This window comes from Arthrobacter sp. Y3221160 (genome assembly GCF_059092585.1).
The window spans coordinates 1,734,232-1,748,338 of record NZ_JBNHHU010000001.1 but is presented as its reverse complement, the minus strand read 5'-3'; the positions used below and the strand labels follow the sequence as shown (position 1 = coordinate 1,748,338).

At 70.6% G+C, this 14,107-nt stretch carries 12 protein-coding genes; 9 read left to right on the top strand and 3 right to left on the bottom strand.

Features of this window, described 5'->3' with window-relative positions; translation table 11 throughout:
• The first annotated feature begins 50 nt into the window (after positions 1-50).
• The 3 genes from AC5RWG_RS08125 (at position 51) to AC5RWG_RS08115 (ending at position 3,634) form a co-directional block, all read left to right on the top strand.
• Positions 51-1,670: a PucR family transcriptional regulator gene (locus tag AC5RWG_RS08125; RefSeq protein ID WP_494157065.1), complete on the top strand. Its 1,620-nt coding sequence runs from the start codon at positions 51-53 to the stop codon at positions 1,668-1,670.
• A 76-nt stretch (positions 1,671-1,746) separates the two neighbouring features.
• On the top strand, positions 1,747-2,871 hold the full coding sequence (locus AC5RWG_RS08120) for a glutathione S-transferase family protein (protein ID WP_494012922.1): 1,125 nt from the start codon (positions 1,747-1,749) through the stop codon (positions 2,869-2,871).
• Positions 2,872-2,875: 4 nt separating this feature from the next.
• The gene (locus AC5RWG_RS08115; protein ID WP_494012921.1) at positions 2,876-3,634 is read left to right on the top strand and encodes a gamma-glutamyl-gamma-aminobutyrate hydrolase family protein; all 759 of its coding nucleotides are present in this window, start codon (positions 2,876-2,878) and stop codon (positions 3,632-3,634) included.
• A 12-nt stretch (positions 3,635-3,646) separates the two neighbouring features.
• Here AC5RWG_RS08115 and AC5RWG_RS08110 read toward each other — a convergent pair whose 3' ends face one another.
• A complete protein-coding gene (locus tag AC5RWG_RS08110; protein ID WP_494012920.1) occupies positions 3,647-4,420 on the bottom strand; it encodes a MerR family transcriptional regulator in 774 nt (257 codons plus the stop codon).
• Positions 4,421-4,505: 85 nt separating this feature from the next.
• Here AC5RWG_RS08110 and AC5RWG_RS08105 point away from each other — a divergent pair, with 85 nt between their 5' ends.
• Positions 4,506-5,555 carry a DMT family transporter gene (locus tag AC5RWG_RS08105; protein WP_494012919.1) on the top strand — a complete coding sequence of 350 codons (1,050 nt, stop codon included), beginning with the start codon at positions 4,506-4,508 and terminating at the stop codon, positions 5,553-5,555.
• Positions 5,556-5,644: 89 nt separating this feature from the next.
• Positions 5,645-6,529, top strand: coding sequence for a hypothetical protein (locus AC5RWG_RS08100; RefSeq protein ID WP_494012918.1), 885 nt, complete (start codon positions 5,645-5,647; stop codon positions 6,527-6,529).
• 14 nt (positions 6,530-6,543) lie between these two features.
• On the opposite strand, the gene AC5RWG_RS08095 is transcribed toward AC5RWG_RS08100, so the two are convergent.
• Positions 6,544-8,577, bottom strand: a complete 2,034-nt coding sequence (locus tag AC5RWG_RS08095) for an acyl-CoA dehydrogenase family protein (RefSeq protein WP_494012917.1) — start codon at positions 8,575-8,577, stop codon at positions 6,544-6,546.
• 163 nt (positions 8,578-8,740) lie between these two features.
• On the opposite strand from AC5RWG_RS08095, the gene AC5RWG_RS08090 reads away from it, so the two are divergent.
• The gene (locus AC5RWG_RS08090) at positions 8,741-9,778 is read left to right on the top strand and encodes an LLM class flavin-dependent oxidoreductase (RefSeq protein WP_494012916.1); all 1,038 of its coding nucleotides are present in this window, start codon (positions 8,741-8,743) and stop codon (positions 9,776-9,778) included.
• Between the two features lie 37 nt (positions 9,779-9,815).
• Here AC5RWG_RS08090 and AC5RWG_RS08085 read toward each other — a convergent pair whose 3' ends face one another.
• Positions 9,816-10,559 carry an alpha/beta fold hydrolase gene (locus tag AC5RWG_RS08085; RefSeq protein ID WP_494012915.1) on the bottom strand — a complete coding sequence of 248 codons (744 nt, stop codon included), beginning with the start codon at positions 10,557-10,559 and terminating at the stop codon, positions 9,816-9,818.
• 209 nt (positions 10,560-10,768) lie between these two features.
• Here AC5RWG_RS08085 and AC5RWG_RS08080 point away from each other — a divergent pair, with 209 nt between their 5' ends.
• The 3 genes from AC5RWG_RS08080 (at position 10,769) to AC5RWG_RS08070 (ending at position 14,013) form a co-directional block, all read left to right on the top strand.
• On the top strand, positions 10,769-11,887 hold the full coding sequence (locus AC5RWG_RS08080; protein WP_494012914.1) for a FecCD family ABC transporter permease: 1,119 nt from the start codon (positions 10,769-10,771) through the stop codon (positions 11,885-11,887).
• 161 nt (positions 11,888-12,048) lie between these two features.
• Positions 12,049-13,146 carry a FecCD family ABC transporter permease gene (locus AC5RWG_RS08075; RefSeq protein WP_494013011.1) on the top strand — a complete coding sequence of 366 codons (1,098 nt, stop codon included), beginning with the start codon at positions 12,049-12,051 and terminating at the stop codon, positions 13,144-13,146.
• Positions 13,147-14,013: an ABC transporter ATP-binding protein gene (locus AC5RWG_RS08070; protein ID WP_494012913.1), complete on the top strand. Its 867-nt coding sequence runs from the start codon at positions 13,147-13,149 to the stop codon at positions 14,011-14,013.
• The last annotated feature ends 94 nt before the right edge of the window (positions 14,014-14,107 follow it).

Below are 14,107 nucleotides of genomic sequence, written 5' to 3'. Positions count from 1 at the left end.
TGCCACTGACACTCTGTCGGAAGATACGCGTTGGGGCTTACACTGTGTCAATGCAGCTGAGCGTGCGGGACGTACTCGACCTCGAGGTGGTGCGGGCCGGCGAACCCGAGGTCCTCTCGGGCGCCGACGCCTTGGCCTCGCCCGTCCGCTGGGTCCACGTGGCCGAGTTGCGGAGCCTTGCCGGCCTCCTGGAGGGCGGCGAGCTGGTCCTGACCACCGGCCTGGCGTTCGAGGACTCCGCCGCCGAAGCCACCCGCTACCTCGCCGAGCTGGCAGCGGCAGGGGCCGCCGCCGTCATCGTCGAAATCACCGCCCAGAGGCCCCGGGCCGCCGCCGCACTGCGCGAGGCCGGCCGCACCGCCGGCCTGCCGGTCATCCTGGTGACCCGCCGCATCCGGTTTGTGGAGGTCACCGAGGTGGTGCACCGCATGCTGGTGGCCGGACAGCTGGCGCAGCTGGAGCGATCGCGCCAGGTGCACGAGGTTTTCACCATGCTCAGCCTGGAGAACGCCCCGCCGGAGGAGATTGTGGCCCGGGCCGCCGAACTGATCAATGCTCCCGTGGTGCTGGAAGACGTGGCCCATCTGGTGCTCGCTTTCGCCCCGGCCGGCATGCCTGCTTCGGAACTGCTCGACGGCTGGGCCGAACGCTCGCGCCTGGTGCACTATCGCGAGGAGACGGCCCGTGCCGGCTCGGCAGGCTGGCTGCAGGCGCCGGTGGGACTGCGCGGCCAGCGCTGGGGCCGCCTCGTGGTGCCGGTGGCGGGCGAACCGTTGGCCGGCGGGCGGGCGGACGGGACTGCCGAAACCGCCGACGCCGACGCCGCCATGGTGCTGGAACGGGCCGGCCAGGCCCTGACCATCAACCGCATGGCGGAACGGGACCAGCGCGAACTTGCCCACCAGGCCCGCTCCGGCCTGCTGCACGAACTCCGCCGGCCCGGCGCACTGGAAGAGGCCGAGGCCCTGGCCCGGGCTGCGGCCCTGGGGCTGGCGTCCGCTCCGGTCTACCTGCCGGTGGTGTTCCAGCTGGCGCGGCCTGCCGCCGAAGAACCGATCGAACTGCAGCGGCGGGAGCGGGCGCTGCTGGACTTGCTGAACAGTGTGGCCGCGGCCGCCCGGGTGTCGGTGCTGGCAGCCAGCCTGCAGGCCGGCTCCATCGGGCTGCTGGTCTCGGTGCCGGCCAGGCAGCTGGAAGACCCCGTGCTGGAACGGCTGTGCGGCCAGTTGACCGAGCAGACCAGCCCCGACTGGACCGTGGGGGTTGGCCGCGGCCGGCAGGAGCTGCTGGCCGCTGCCGCGGGGATGGACGAAGCGGCACATGTGGCCGAGGCCGCGGCCGGGCTCGGCACCGGCAAACGGTTCTACCGGTCTTCGGACGTCCGGTTGCGCGGCGTGCTCTCCCTGCTGCGCGACGATCCGCGCGTGGCCGCCTTCGCCGACGCCGAACTCGCCGCCGTCGCCCACGACCGCGACGCCCTGGACCTGCTGCAGCGGTACCTGGAGGCCGGTGGCAACAAGGCCCGGCTCGCGCGCGACGGTTACCTCAGCCGCCCCACGCTTTATGCGAGGCTGGCGCGCCTGCAGGAGCAGCTCGGCGTCCCGCTCGAGGACGCCGAGTCGCGGACGTCGCTGCACGTGGCCCTGCTGCTGCACCGGATGCGCGGCTGACCCGACCGGCCCGGCGCAGGCTAGGCCGGCAGCGAACCCTTGCCAGCGGTGGCCGACCGGCCGATATGGTGGAGGCATGAGCCAGAGCAGCGACACGGCGGAGTTCAGCACCAAGGGCGCCTACGTCCACAGCGGCGAAGAGTTCGACCGGGACACGAACTACATCGAGGACCGGATCGTGGCCGATCCCGATGCCGTGCGTGCCTCGGACGGGCCGACCGGCGGCACCATCGGCAACCCGAACGGCGGCCTCGGCGACGGCGCCAAAGCCTGGCCGGTTGAGGCCGGCCGCTACCGCCTGGTCGCCGCCCGCGCCTGCCCCTGGGCCAATCGCGCCATCATCGTCCGGCGCCTGCTCGGGCTTGAGGACGCCATTTCGCTCGGCCTGCCCGGCCCCACCCACGATGCCCGTTCCTGGACCTTTGACCTGGACCCCGGCGGCCGGGACCCGGTTTTGGGCACCGAGCGCCTGCAGGAGAATTACTTCAAGCGCTTCCCGGACTACCCCCGCGGCATCACCGTGCCGGCCATCGTGGACGAGGCGAGCGGCGCCGTCGTCACCAATGATTACCCGCAGATGACCCTGGACTTCTCCACCGAGTGGAAGGAGCACCACCGCGAGGGCGCGCCGGACCTGCTGCCGGCCGACAAGCTCGACGAAATGCAGCCGGTCATCAAGCGCATCTACACCGAGGTTAACAATGGCGTCTACCGCTGCGGTTTCGCCGGCTCGCAGGAAGCCTACAACGCCGCCTACGACCGGCTCTGGGCCGCTATGGATTGGCTCGAGGAGCGCCTCACCAGCCGGCGCTACCTGATGGGCGACACCATCACCGAAGCCGACGTCCGCCTCTTCACCACGCTGGCCCGCTTCGACGCCGTCTACCACGGCCACTTCAAGTGCAACCGGAACAAGCTGACCGAGATGCCCGCGCTATGGGGCTACGCCCGTGACCTCTTCCAGACCCCGGGTTTCGGCGACACCACCGACTTCGTGCAGATCAAGCAGCACTATTACATCGTGCACGAGGACATCAATCCCACCCGGATCGTCCCGCAGGGCCCCGAGCTCTCCGGCTGGCTGACCGATCACGGCCGCGAGGCCCTCGGCGGCAGCCCCTTCGGGGACGGCACCGCACCGGGTCCGGTGCGCGAATCCGAACGTGTCACCGCCGGCCACAACCCGCTCTACCCCGCTTAGCAGCATGTCCCGCGGGGTGGATGACGACGGCCGTCCCCGCATTGCCGTCAGCTACGCCCGGGACGCCGCGTCGCATCCCGCCTGGTTCTCTGACGTCCTGGCCTCTCTGGCCCGGCACGCGGCCGCAGGCCTGGAAGCCGCCGGCGCGGATCCCGTCGTCGTGAATTCCGCGTCGGGCCACGTCTTCAGCGCGCTCGACTATGACGGCGTGGTCATCCTGGGCGGCGGGGACGTGGACCCGGCCCGCTACGGCGGCGACACCGACGAAAAAACCGTCCACGGCGTGGACACGGCCGCCGACGAGACCGAGATCGACCTGGTCAAGGGGGCTATTGCCAACGGCCGGCCGGTCCTCGGCATCTGCCGCGGACTCCAGTTGATCAACGTCGCCTTCGCCGGCACCCTCTTTGAGGATCTGGGCCCGGAGTCGTTCCACAAGATACATCGGCCGCAGCCGCCCATGGCCAGCCATCCGGTGCGGATTGCCCCCGGCAGCCTGCTGGCGGCGGCGCTCGGCAGCGGCGAAGTCGCGGTCCAGTCCGGCCATCACCAGGCCGTGCGCCGGTTGGGTGACCGGCTCCGCGTCGTGGCCACTGCGGCCGACGGCGTGGTGGAAGCCCTGGAACTCGCCCGCCCCGATGAAGGCTGGCTGCTGGCGGTCCAGTGGCACCCCGAAGAACCCGGGTCGCCCGAAGGGCAGTTCCAGGCGCTGCTCAGGCCCTTCGTCGAGGCGTGCCGGAAGACGACCGCAAGCCTGGGCTGACAGGGGCCGGCACTAAGCCAAATGCCTCTCGGCGTAGGCCTTCATGGCATCCCGCACGAAAGACGCGCCGGCCTCGCCGCCGTAGTTGGCGCCGAACCGCGGGTCGGCCACGTACATCTCGCCCAGACCGGTGAAGTAACCGTAGGACACCTGCTGGCCGCCGTTGGCACTGGAAAGCCAGTCGAACTGGCGCTGCGCCAGGGCCTGAGCCTCCGCGCTGTCGGCGGCTACCCCGGCCTGGCTGGCCGCGACCCAGTCGGCCATCAGCTGGCGGGACCGTTCCGTCCAGGCCTTCCGCTCCGCGTCGGACATCCCGCGCCACCACTTGTCGCCCTTGGCATACGCATCCTTGCCCCAGCGCTCTTCGACCTCCTGCTTGTACTGCGTGTGGTCGAATCCGTCGAACATTTCACTGGCCACGAGATCCTCGCCCCTTTCCGTCTTGTCGATGGTGGTCTTGACGGAGGCGATCTGCCGCTCCAGCCGGTCGCGCTCCTGCAGGAGAAGTTCCAGGTGGCCCCGCAGGGCCGCCGACGCGTCCCGGGTGCCCTCGAACACCTTGCCGATCTCCGGCAGCCCCAACCCGAGCTCCCGCAGCAGCAAAATGCGCTGCAACCGCAGGAGGGCTCCGTCGTCGTAATAGCGGTAGCCGTTGTGGCCGATGCGGCTGGGCTCAAGCAGGCCAATGTCCTGGTAATGCCGGAGGGTCCTGCTGGTTGTTCCCGCCGCCTTGGCGACCTCCTGGATCGAGTATTCGCCCCCTCCAACCTGCGGTGCTGTTCCCATGACAACCACTATGGAGCTTGACGCAGCGGCAAGGTCAAGTGGTCCGGTGCGGCGGTTCCCTGGCCGTCCGGGATAGCATCGGCACGTGCACACCGACCGGCCCGCAGATTCTCCCCGAGACCCCGGTGGCGGTGCCTCCCCGCCCGGCGGGCAGAACGTGGCGCACCGCCAAGGCATCCGGATGTCCGCGCCGCTCGCGTTGTTCCTGGCGTTGTTGGCAGGGGTCGGACTGGCCATGCAGAGCCGCCTCAACAGCCAGTTGGGCATCGAGCTGGGGGACCAGGTGGGAGCAGCCCTGGTCAGTTTCGGTACCGGGCTGGCGGCCGTTCTGCTCTTCACACTGGTGCACCCGTCGGTGCGGGGCAAGCTGCGTGCCGTTCCCCGGATCCTGCGGCAGCGGGCCTATCCGCGCTGGTACCTGGGGGCCGGGTTGGTCGGCGCCTTCTACGTGTTCGCCCAGGCGGCCACCGTCGGGCCGATCGGGTTGTCGCTGTTCACCATCGCCATTGTGTCCGGCCAAATGGCGTCCGGCCTCCTGATGGACCGGTGGGGGATCGGGGCCGGACGGAAAATCGCGGTCAGCGGTGCCAGGTTCGCCGGCGCGGCGCTGGCTTTCCTAGCCTCGCTCATTGCCGCCAGCGCCCACCTGGGAGCGTCAAGGACAACGGGGCTGCTCGTACTGTTCATGCTCATCCCGCTGGCGGCCGGGTTGATGCAGAGCGTGCAGCAAGGCGTTCTCGGCCAGGTGGGCGCGGCACACGGCAGCCCGGTGATTTCCACGCTGCTGAACTTCGGGGTAGGGACGGCCGCGTTGCTGGCGGTCTGGGCGGCCCAGGCGCTGATGACCGGGCGAACCGACCTGATCACCGGCGACTGGTGGTTGTACCTGGGCGGGCCGCTCGGAACCCTGATCCTGGCCGCCGGCACCGTCGCGGTGGCCAGCACCGGCGTGCTGCTGACCACCCTGACGGTGATCGGCGGGCAACTGGTGGGTGCGCTGGTATTGGATCTCTTCTGGCCCTCCGCGGGGAGCGCGGTCGGTCCGCAAACGCTGGTGGGCATCGCGCTGACGGGCGCCGGGCTGCTGATTGCTGCCCGTTCCGGCCGCGCACGCCGTTCCGGCCGCACTGGTTAGGAAGGCCGGTGCCGCAGGCGGCCCACCGCGCAAGCTTGGAGGGCCGGTGCCGCGGGCGGCCCGGCGGTGGGCGGCGCTACCATGGCCCAATGGACGACGGCGGTGCCTCCTGCGGCCCGGTGCGCTCGGTCTTCGGAGCGGATCCGGAGAGCCGCGCGGCCCTGGCCGTCCTGCAGATGCTGCGCGACCTTGAGCCATGGCTGCTGCGGGACGGGGCCGCCGTCGAGCAGGGGTCCGCGCTGGCGCTGCTGGACGATCGATTCGCCGCCGTCCACAGCGTGAGCAGCCTGCTGAACCAGTCCTTGGCCGCGGCGACGGACAATGTGCTGGCGCTGCGCCGGCTGCTGTTCGAGGAACCGGGGGAGCACGGAACAACGTCGTACCGGGTGCACACGCACTCGCCGTACTCGCTGGTGCGGACGGTCATCGAATGCACCTCCACGGTGCTGTGGGCACTCCAGCCGGAAGAAGGCACGGAGCGGGCGCGGCGCGGCCTGGTTCTCATTGCCCGCGACGTCTTCAACGCCGCGTCGTTCTGGGATGCGTATCTAGGCGACCTGCGGCCGGACCGGCATGCCCGGGCCATGGATTACTTCGACGGGCTCCGCGGCGCGGTCAACGAGGCCGCCGAGTCGCTGCAGCTGCCGCCGATTTTCGCCGCCAAGGCCGACGGTTCCTGGGGCTACGCCACCAAGAACCGTACGCAGACTTCGATCCTGAAGGACCTGCGGGAGGGGGACCTGCCGCCGTCGTTGATGTATGTCTGGCAGTTCTGCAGCGGACATTCGCACGGGCTTCAGTGGGCATCCGCCCAGGGGGTCCGGTACCCGGATCCGTTCAGCGACTCCGGGACCGAGGAGTTCCGCCCAGGGAGCATGCAGCAGCTGCGGCGGATGTGCGAGGTGTCGCTGGGCCTGGTGCCGCGGGCCTGGGACGTTTTCGACAGGGAGCGCCGGGTGTGGCCCTTGCTCTGACCCCAGACGGGGAATCAGCGGTAGGAGCGGTGCAGGTTTTCCTTGGCGGAGGCGCCGCCCGGGCGCCCGGAAATCCACGGTCCGGTGCCCTCGGACGGGTCCAGCACGCCGGTTTCCAGCCAGGTGTAGTCGCCCGCGAGCACGTGCGAGGCCAGCCGGCCGTCGCTGGCGTCGGAATTGCGCCAGAGGTCATCGAAGAGGTGGCCGATCCGTTGCCGGGCCTGCAGGCAGAAGGCGTCGGCCAGCTGGTAGGCCGACCTGCCCTGGGCGGCGTCCCGGCTGCGCAGCATTTCGGCGTGGCTGCAGCAGGCGGCCATGGCAAAGAGTTCGGCGCCGATATCCACGATCCTGCCCAAAAAGGCCTGCCGCTTTTCCAACCCGGCCTGCCACCGGCCCATCCCGAGGAACGTCTGCCGGGCCAGCCGGCGGGAGGACCGTTCGATGAACCGCAGGTGCCGGGCCAGCAGGCCGAACTCGCTGTACGACCGCGGGTTCATGCCGCGGCCGGCGAGCAGCCGGGGAAGCCAGCTGGCGTAGAAGCCGCTGGCGCTCAGGGCCGCCTTCGCCTTGGCCCGGGCGTCTGCGTCGGGCGAGGCCAGGTCGCCGGCCGCGGCCAGGTGGGCGTCGACGGCCTCGCGGGCAATCAGCAGGTGCATGATTTCGGTAGAGCCTTCGAAGATCCGGTTGATCCGCATGTCGCGGAACGCTTGTTCCGCCGGAACGGCGCGCTCGCCGCGGGCAGCCAGAGACGCGGCGGTCTCGTAACCCCGGCCACCGCGGATCTGGACCAGTTCGTCGGCAATCCTGAAGGCGGATTCGCTGGACCACAGCTTGGCCAGCGCCGCTTCAATCCGGATGTCCTTCATGCCGGCATCCGCGAGCCCGGCAGACAGCTCAAAAACCGCGTCGAGAGCGAAGGAGCCCGCGGCGATGAAGGCGATCTTCTTGCCGACCGCTTCGTGCTTGCCCACGGGTTTGCCCCACTGGACCCGCGCATTGGACCATTCGCGGGCGATCTTCAGGGACCACTTGCCGTTCGCGGCGCAGAGCGCGGGAATGGACAGGCGCCCGGTATTCAGCGTGGTCAGGGCGATCTTCAGGCCCTGGCCTTCACGGCCCAGGCGGTTGGCTGCGGGGACGCGGACGTTGTCGAACCGGGTCACGCCGTTTTCGATGCCCCTCAGGCCCATGAAGGCGTTGCGGTTTTCCACCGTGATCCCGGGGGAATCCGCTTCCACCACGAAAGCGGAGATGCCGCCGCGCTGGCCGTCATGCTCCGGCACCTTGGCCATCACCACTACCAGTTCCGCGATCACGCCGTTCGTGGTCCACAGCTTGCTGCCGTTGAGCAGGTACGCGTTGCCGTCCTCGGTGAGGGTCGCGGTGGTGCCCAGGCGGGCAGGGTCGGAGCCGACGTCGGGCTCGGTCAGCAGGAACGCCGTCACGGCGCCGGCCGCGCAGCGGGGCAGGTATTCGCGCTTTTGCTCCTCGGTGCCGAAGACTTTCACCGGCTCGGGCACGCCAATGGACTGGTGGGCCGAGAGCAGCGCGCCGAGCGAGGGGTGCACGGAACCCAGCAGCATCAGGGCGCGGCCGTAGTACAGCAACGACAGTCCGAGGCCGCCGTATTCGACCGGGATCTTGATGCCGAACGCTCCGATCCCGGCCAGACCGGCCAGGTACTCGTCGGGGATTCTCGCCTCACGCTCGATCCGCGCCCCGTCCATGGTCCGGGCGAACTCCGCCAGCGTCGCCAAAAACGCTTCGCCGGCCTCGCGCTCGGACGGAGCCGGCAGCGGATGTGGATGGATCAGGTCCAGGTCGAAGCGGCCCATGTACAGGCCCTTGGCGAAACTCGGCCGGTTCCATTCGGTTTCGCGGGCTGCCTCGGCGAGTTCCCTCGCCTCGCGCTCGCCGGTCTCGGCCGGTCCGGCTGTCCCTGCTTCGGCCGGCAATGGTCCTGCGTCGGGCGCCGTGCCGGCGTTCCCGGCCTTCGTTCCGGCAGCGGCTGTGCGGGCGGCAGTTGTCTGGTCGGTCTCGGCGCTCATGGCAGTCCCCTTCGACGCGGGCCTGCGGGCGCCAGGCCCTGTGCTGTCCCCTCATGTTACTGCCCGGTAGCGCTTTTGCCGAGGGAGGATTTTGAGAACGGGAATAACTGCGAATAGCTGAAGCTTCAACTAATTAGTTATTGCACGCAACCCCGGGAGCACCATGGACTTCGGCATTTTTACCTTCGGCGAATTAACGCGCGGCCCGGGCGGGGAGTCGCTGTCGCCCCGCCAGCGCCTGGAGGAACTGGTCCAGCTGGCCAAGATTGCCGACCAGGCGGGCATCTCGTTCCTCGGGCTGGGCGAGCACCACCGCAAGGACTTCGCCATTTCGGCGCCGGAAATCGTCCTGGCTGCCATCGCCCGCGAGACCACCAACCTGCGTCTGGCCACGGCGGTGACCGTGCTGTCCACCCAGGACCCGGTGCGCCTCTTCGAGCAGTTCGCCACGCTGGATCTGCTCTCCGGCGGACGCGCCGAGGTCATTGCCGGCCGCGGCGCCTTCACCGAGTCCTACCCGCTGTTCGGGTACGACACGGCCGACTATGACGGACTGTTCGAAGAGAAGCTTCAGTTGCTGCTGGCCGCCCGCGGACAGGAGAACCTGACCTGGAACGGCACCTACCATCACAGCATCCGGGGCATGGACGTGTCGCCGCGGCCGCTGCAAGAGAGGCTTCCGGTCTGGGTCGGCGTGGGCGGCACGCCTTCTTCCTTCGAGCGGGCCGGACGCCTGGGGCTGCCGCTGTACCTGGCACTGCTCTCCGGTCCGCAGCACTTCGTCCGGCACATTGAGTACTACCGTGAGTCCGCCGCGGCGCACGGGCACGACCCGGCCACGCTGCCGGTGGGAACGGGCGGCCACTTCTTCGTGGCTCCGACCTCGCAGCAGGCGCGCGACACGTTCTACCCGTACTACCGCGCATACTTCGAGCAGAACATGCCGCGGCCGGCCGGACACTTCCCGCGCGAGACCTTCGAAGCGTGGGCCGGCCCGGGCGGCGGCCTGCTCGCCGGGAGCCCGCAGGAAGTGATCGACAAGATCATGGAGCAGTACCAACTGTTCGGTCATGACCGCTACATGGCCCAGGTGGGCCTTGGCGGGCTGCCGTTCGCGGACACCGCCCGGTCCATCGAACTCCTGGCCACCGAGATCATGCCGGTCATCCAGCGGGAGACGCATCCGGCCAAGCAGCCCTAGCGCCCTCGATGAAGGGCCGGGCCCCGCGCGGCCGGGGTCAGGCGCCGCGCTCGGCGGACTCCGCGTGCCGCAGGACCGCGTCGGCGCAGGCGCCGGGCTGCTCCCAGTGCACCATGTGCCCGGCGTCCTGCACGGCCACGTGGTGCCAGTGCGGGTGCCGGGCCAGGAAGTCCGCGACCGCGGCAGGCGGCCGGGTGGGATCGCGGGTGCCGGTCACCACGAGGGCGGGAGCGGCCACCAGTGCCGCGACCTCGGGTGCGGCCCCGGCCAGCCCCGCGGGCAGGCTGCGGCGCACGACGTCGGGGTGCCGCCTGAAGGGGGCCCGGAATGTTACGCGGTCCGCGCCCTGCGGCTCGTTGCCGCCGCTAAACCACGCGCGAATCAGCTCCTCGCCGGCGGCCAGGTACGCTGCCGGATCGGAAGATTCCCCGCCGAACAGGCGGCTGAGCTTGTCGACGGTTGCCGCCGACGGCGGCACCGGCACCATCCCCACCACGGTGAGCGACGCCGTCGTCCGCGGAAAGCGTGCCGCGATGGTGGCGGCGATGTTGCCGCCGAGGGAGTGCCCGACCCAGTGCACCGGCCCGCCGCCGAAGCGGTCGACCAGGGCCGCGGCGACGTTCTCCACGGTCCAGTCGAAGCCGGCGGGCGGACCGCTGCCGTAGCCGGGAAGATCCGGGGCCGCGACGTCGCGGCCGCCGGCGGAGAGCCGGGCGGCCAGCGGTTTCCAATAGCCGGCGGAGCAGGCCCAGCCGTGCAGCAGGACAATCGGATGCGTCATGGCTCGATTATGCCCGGCAGCCCGCCCTGAACGGGACGGCCGGGCGACGGGTGTGCGGGCGGGTGATGCGGGCGGGTGCCGCGCGCTGTCCGGGCGCGCGGCCTGCGTGCGGGTCCGGCAGCAATTAGGGCAGGAAAGCGGTTCTTAATCGCGGAGAACATAGGTTAGCCTTACTTGAGTCGCTTTTTCCGGCCCGAGGGGGTATGCGCATGCCAGCTGATCCGGCGGCGACGGCGCCTTCCCATCCGGGGCCCGGGCCTCGGCTTGGCCGCGCTTCGGGCGGCGCCAACGGGACCGGCAGGCCGTCCTCCACTGCTTCCGGTGCGGCACGGCTGCCGCGCAGGGTGCTGGTGGGTATCCCGGCCGCCCTGGTGGTGCTGGCGCTGATCTGCTGTGCCTCGCTGGCCCTCGGGGCGCGCCCCATCGGCGTGGAGACGTTCATCCAGGCCTTCGCTGCCTTCGACCCCGCCAACGGAGACCACGCCGTGGTCCACTCGCGCATCCCGCGGACCGTCACCGGGCTGCTGGTGGGAGCGGCCTTGGGCGTCGCCGGCGCCGCCATGCAGGGCGTGGCGCGCAACCCGCTGGGCGATCCCGGCATCCTGGGCGTGAACGCCGGGGCCGCGCTCGCGGTCGTGGCGGGCATCTTCCTGTTCGGCGTGACGCAACTTTCCGGCTACGTCTGGTTCGCGTTCGCCGGCGCCGCGCTCGCTGCCGTGCTGGTCTACGGGGTGGCCAGCATGGGACGGGAAGGCGCCACCCCGATCAAGCTGGCGCTGGCCGGCGCCGCCCTGTCCGCGGGGCTGAGCTCGCTGATGTACTCGGTGCTGGTGACCAACCAGGACACGCTGGAGGGGTTCCGCTACTGGCAGGTGGGATCGGTGGCCGGCCGCGGCTGGGACCTGATCGGCCAGGTGGCCCCGTTCATCGCCGTCGGACTGGTGGTCACGCTGTTCACCGGGAGGATCCTGAACAACTTGTCGCTGGGCGACGACGTGGCCCGGGGCCTGGGCCAAAAGGTGGGCCTGTCCCGTGCCATCACGGCGCTCGGCGTCGTGATCCTGTGCGGCGCGGCGACCGCCATCGCCGGCCCGATCGCCTTCGTGGGCCTGATCATCCCGCACATGGTCCGCGCCCTGACCGGACCCGACTACCGCTGGATCCTGCCCTACTCCATGGTGCTGGCCCCCGTGCTGCTGGTCGGCGCCGACGTGGCCGGCCGCTTCCTTGCGCCGCCCGGCGAGATCGAAGCCGGCATCACCACCGCAGTGATCGGCGCGCCCGTGTTCATCTGGCTGGTCCGGCGGCGGAAGGCGGCCGGGCTGTGAGCAAGGTGGACACCCCGCGCGGAAAGCGCCCGGAATTGGCGCAGCAGGCTGCCGAGGCCGCCACGCCCCAGGCAGCCATGCCCCAGGCCGCCATGCCCGAGGCCGCCATGCCCCAGGCTTCGGACCGGCCAGTGCAGGGTTTATCGTCGAGGGCAGGGTATATGGACGGTGCACTCGAAGATTTACCCCGCACCCGCGGAGGCGGCGGCCAGCGAGCCGTGGCTTCCGTCAGGGCCGGACGACGCAGCCGGCGGCGCGCGGCGCTCATCGCCGCCCTGGCTGGCATCGTCGTCGTCCTGTTTTTTGTCAACGTCCTGCTGGGCAGCTACACCGTGACCATTCCGGACTTCTTCCGGCTGCTGGCGGGCGAACAAATCCCCGGGGCCAGCTTCATCGTGATGGAGCACAAACTGCCGCGGGCCGTGATTGGCGTGCTGGTCGGGCTCGCGTTCGGCCTGGCCGGCAGCATTTTCCAGACCATGCTGCGGAACCCGCTGGCCAGCCCGGACATCATCGGCATCAGCTACGGGGCCAGCGCCTCCGCCGTGACCGCGATCGTCGTGTTCGGCGCGGCCGGCGCCGCGGTCTCCGCCGCCGCCATGGCCGGGGCGCTGGTGGTGGCGGGGGGAATCTACGCGATTGCGTACCGCTCCAGCACGGTGTCCGGGGCGGCCGGCTCGCGGCTGATCCTGGTGGGCATCGGCTTCGCCGCGGTGATGCAGGCGCTGGTCAGCTACCTGCTGACCCGCACGGATATCCGCACAGCCCAGGGCGCGCTGGTCTGGCTCAACGGGTCGCTGAACTCCAGCAATTGGGACCGGGCCACGGTCCTGGTGGCCGGGCTGGCCGTGCTGTTCGTGGCCGTGGCACTGTTGGCGCGCAGCCTGCACGGCCTGGAAATGGGCGACGACGCCGCTGCCGCGCTGGGTGTCCGGGTGGCCCCGGCCCGGCTGAGCCTGATGACGGTGGGGGTGCTGCTGGCCGCCGTGGCCACTGCGGCGGCAGGTCCGGTCGCGTTCATCGCGTTCCTGTCCGGGCCGATTGCCCGCCGGTTGCTGGGCGGTGCGGCATCGCTGCCGGCGGCCGCGCTGGTGGGCGCCCTGATCGTGCTGGCCGCCGACTTCGCCGCGGCCAACCTCATCCCGATGTATCTGACCGACGGCGCCTCGCTGCCGGTCGGGGTGGTGACCGGAGCGCTGGGCGCGCCGTTCCTGCTCTGGCTGCTGGTCACCACCAACCGCCGAGGCCAAGGAGGCTAAGTGCGCACGCTCGAATCCCGCAACCTGACGCTGGCATACGACCAGCGCACCGTGGTGCAGGACCTCACCGTCCGGCTGCCGGAAGGCAAGGTGACGATCATCGTCGGGGCGAACGCCTGCGGCAAGTCGACGCTGCTGCGCGGGCTGGCGCGGCTGCTCAAGCCGGGTGCCGGGTCCGTGCTGCTGGACGGCAAGGACATCCACCGGCAGTCCACCCGCGACGTGGCGAAGGTGCTGGGCCTGCTGCCGCAAAGCCCGGCGGCCCCCGACGGAATCACCGTCGCGGAGCTGGTGGGCCGCGGCCGGTATCCGCACCAGGGCTGGTTCCGGCAGTGGACCCGGGAGGACGACGACGCCGTCAGCGCGGCCTTGGCGGCCACCGACACCCTGGAACTTGGCGACCGGAACGTGGACGAACTCTCCGGCGGCCAGCGCCAGCGGGTGTGGATCGCGATGGCGCTGGCCCAGGAGACCGACGTGCTGCTGCTGGATGAGCCGACCACGTTCCTGGACGTGGCCCACCAGGTGGAGGTGCTGGATCTGATCACCGACCTGAACCGGCGCCGCGGCACCTCCGTGGCCATCGTGCTGCACGACCTGAACCTGGCCGCCCGCTACGCCGACCAGCTCGTGGCGATGAAGGATGGCCGGGTGGTGGCCGAGGGCGCCCCCGCGCAGGTGGTCACCGAGGAGCTGGTGCAGACGGTGTTCGGACTGGAATCGCGGGTGATCCCGGACCCGGTGTCCGGAACGCCGATGGTGGTTCCGGTCGGCCGCCACCACTGCGCGGCGCCCGCCCCGGCCGAAGACGACGCCGACCCGGTCCTGTCCACGACGGACCTCAAGCACGAAGAACCCGCGGCGTGAGCGAGGCCGGCCGGCGCCGACAACCGCCCGCACAGGGGCCCGGCGGCGCCGGAAGGAAAACCCGGCGCGCAGCCGAAGGAACGGACATGGAGAA

What these genes read in the sequence shown, in the direction of transcription:
- AC5RWG_RS08090 (WP_494012916.1), top strand. Translation starts at nt 8,741, where the DNA reads ATGGACTTCGGCATTTTTACCTTCGGCGAATTAACGCGCGGCCCGGGC.
- AC5RWG_RS08120 (WP_494012922.1), top strand. Translation starts at nt 1,747, where the DNA reads ATGAGCCAGAGCAGCGACACGGCGGAGTTCAGCACCAAGGGCGCCTAC.
- AC5RWG_RS08085 (WP_494012915.1), bottom strand. Translation starts at nt 10,559, where the DNA reads ATGACGCATCCGATTGTCCTGCTGCACGGCTGGGCCTGCTCCGCCGGC.
- AC5RWG_RS08095 (WP_494012917.1), bottom strand. Translation starts at nt 8,577, where the DNA reads ATGAGCGCCGAGACCGACCAGACAACTGCCGCCCGCACAGCCGCTGCC.
- AC5RWG_RS08110 (WP_494012920.1), bottom strand. Translation starts at nt 4,420, where the DNA reads ATGGGAACAGCACCGCAGGTTGGAGGGGGCGAATACTCGATCCAGGAG.
- AC5RWG_RS08100 (WP_494012918.1), top strand. Translation starts at nt 5,645, where the DNA reads ATGGACGACGGCGGTGCCTCCTGCGGCCCGGTGCGCTCGGTCTTCGGA.
- AC5RWG_RS08115 (WP_494012921.1), top strand. Translation starts at nt 2,876, where the DNA reads ATGTCCCGCGGGGTGGATGACGACGGCCGTCCCCGCATTGCCGTCAGC.
- AC5RWG_RS08075 (WP_494013011.1), top strand. Translation starts at nt 12,049, where the DNA reads ATGGACGGTGCACTCGAAGATTTACCCCGCACCCGCGGAGGCGGCGGC.
- AC5RWG_RS08125 (WP_494157065.1), top strand. Translation starts at nt 51, where the DNA reads ATGCAGCTGAGCGTGCGGGACGTACTCGACCTCGAGGTGGTGCGGGCC.
- AC5RWG_RS08080 (WP_494012914.1), top strand. Translation starts at nt 10,769, where the DNA reads ATGCCAGCTGATCCGGCGGCGACGGCGCCTTCCCATCCGGGGCCCGGG.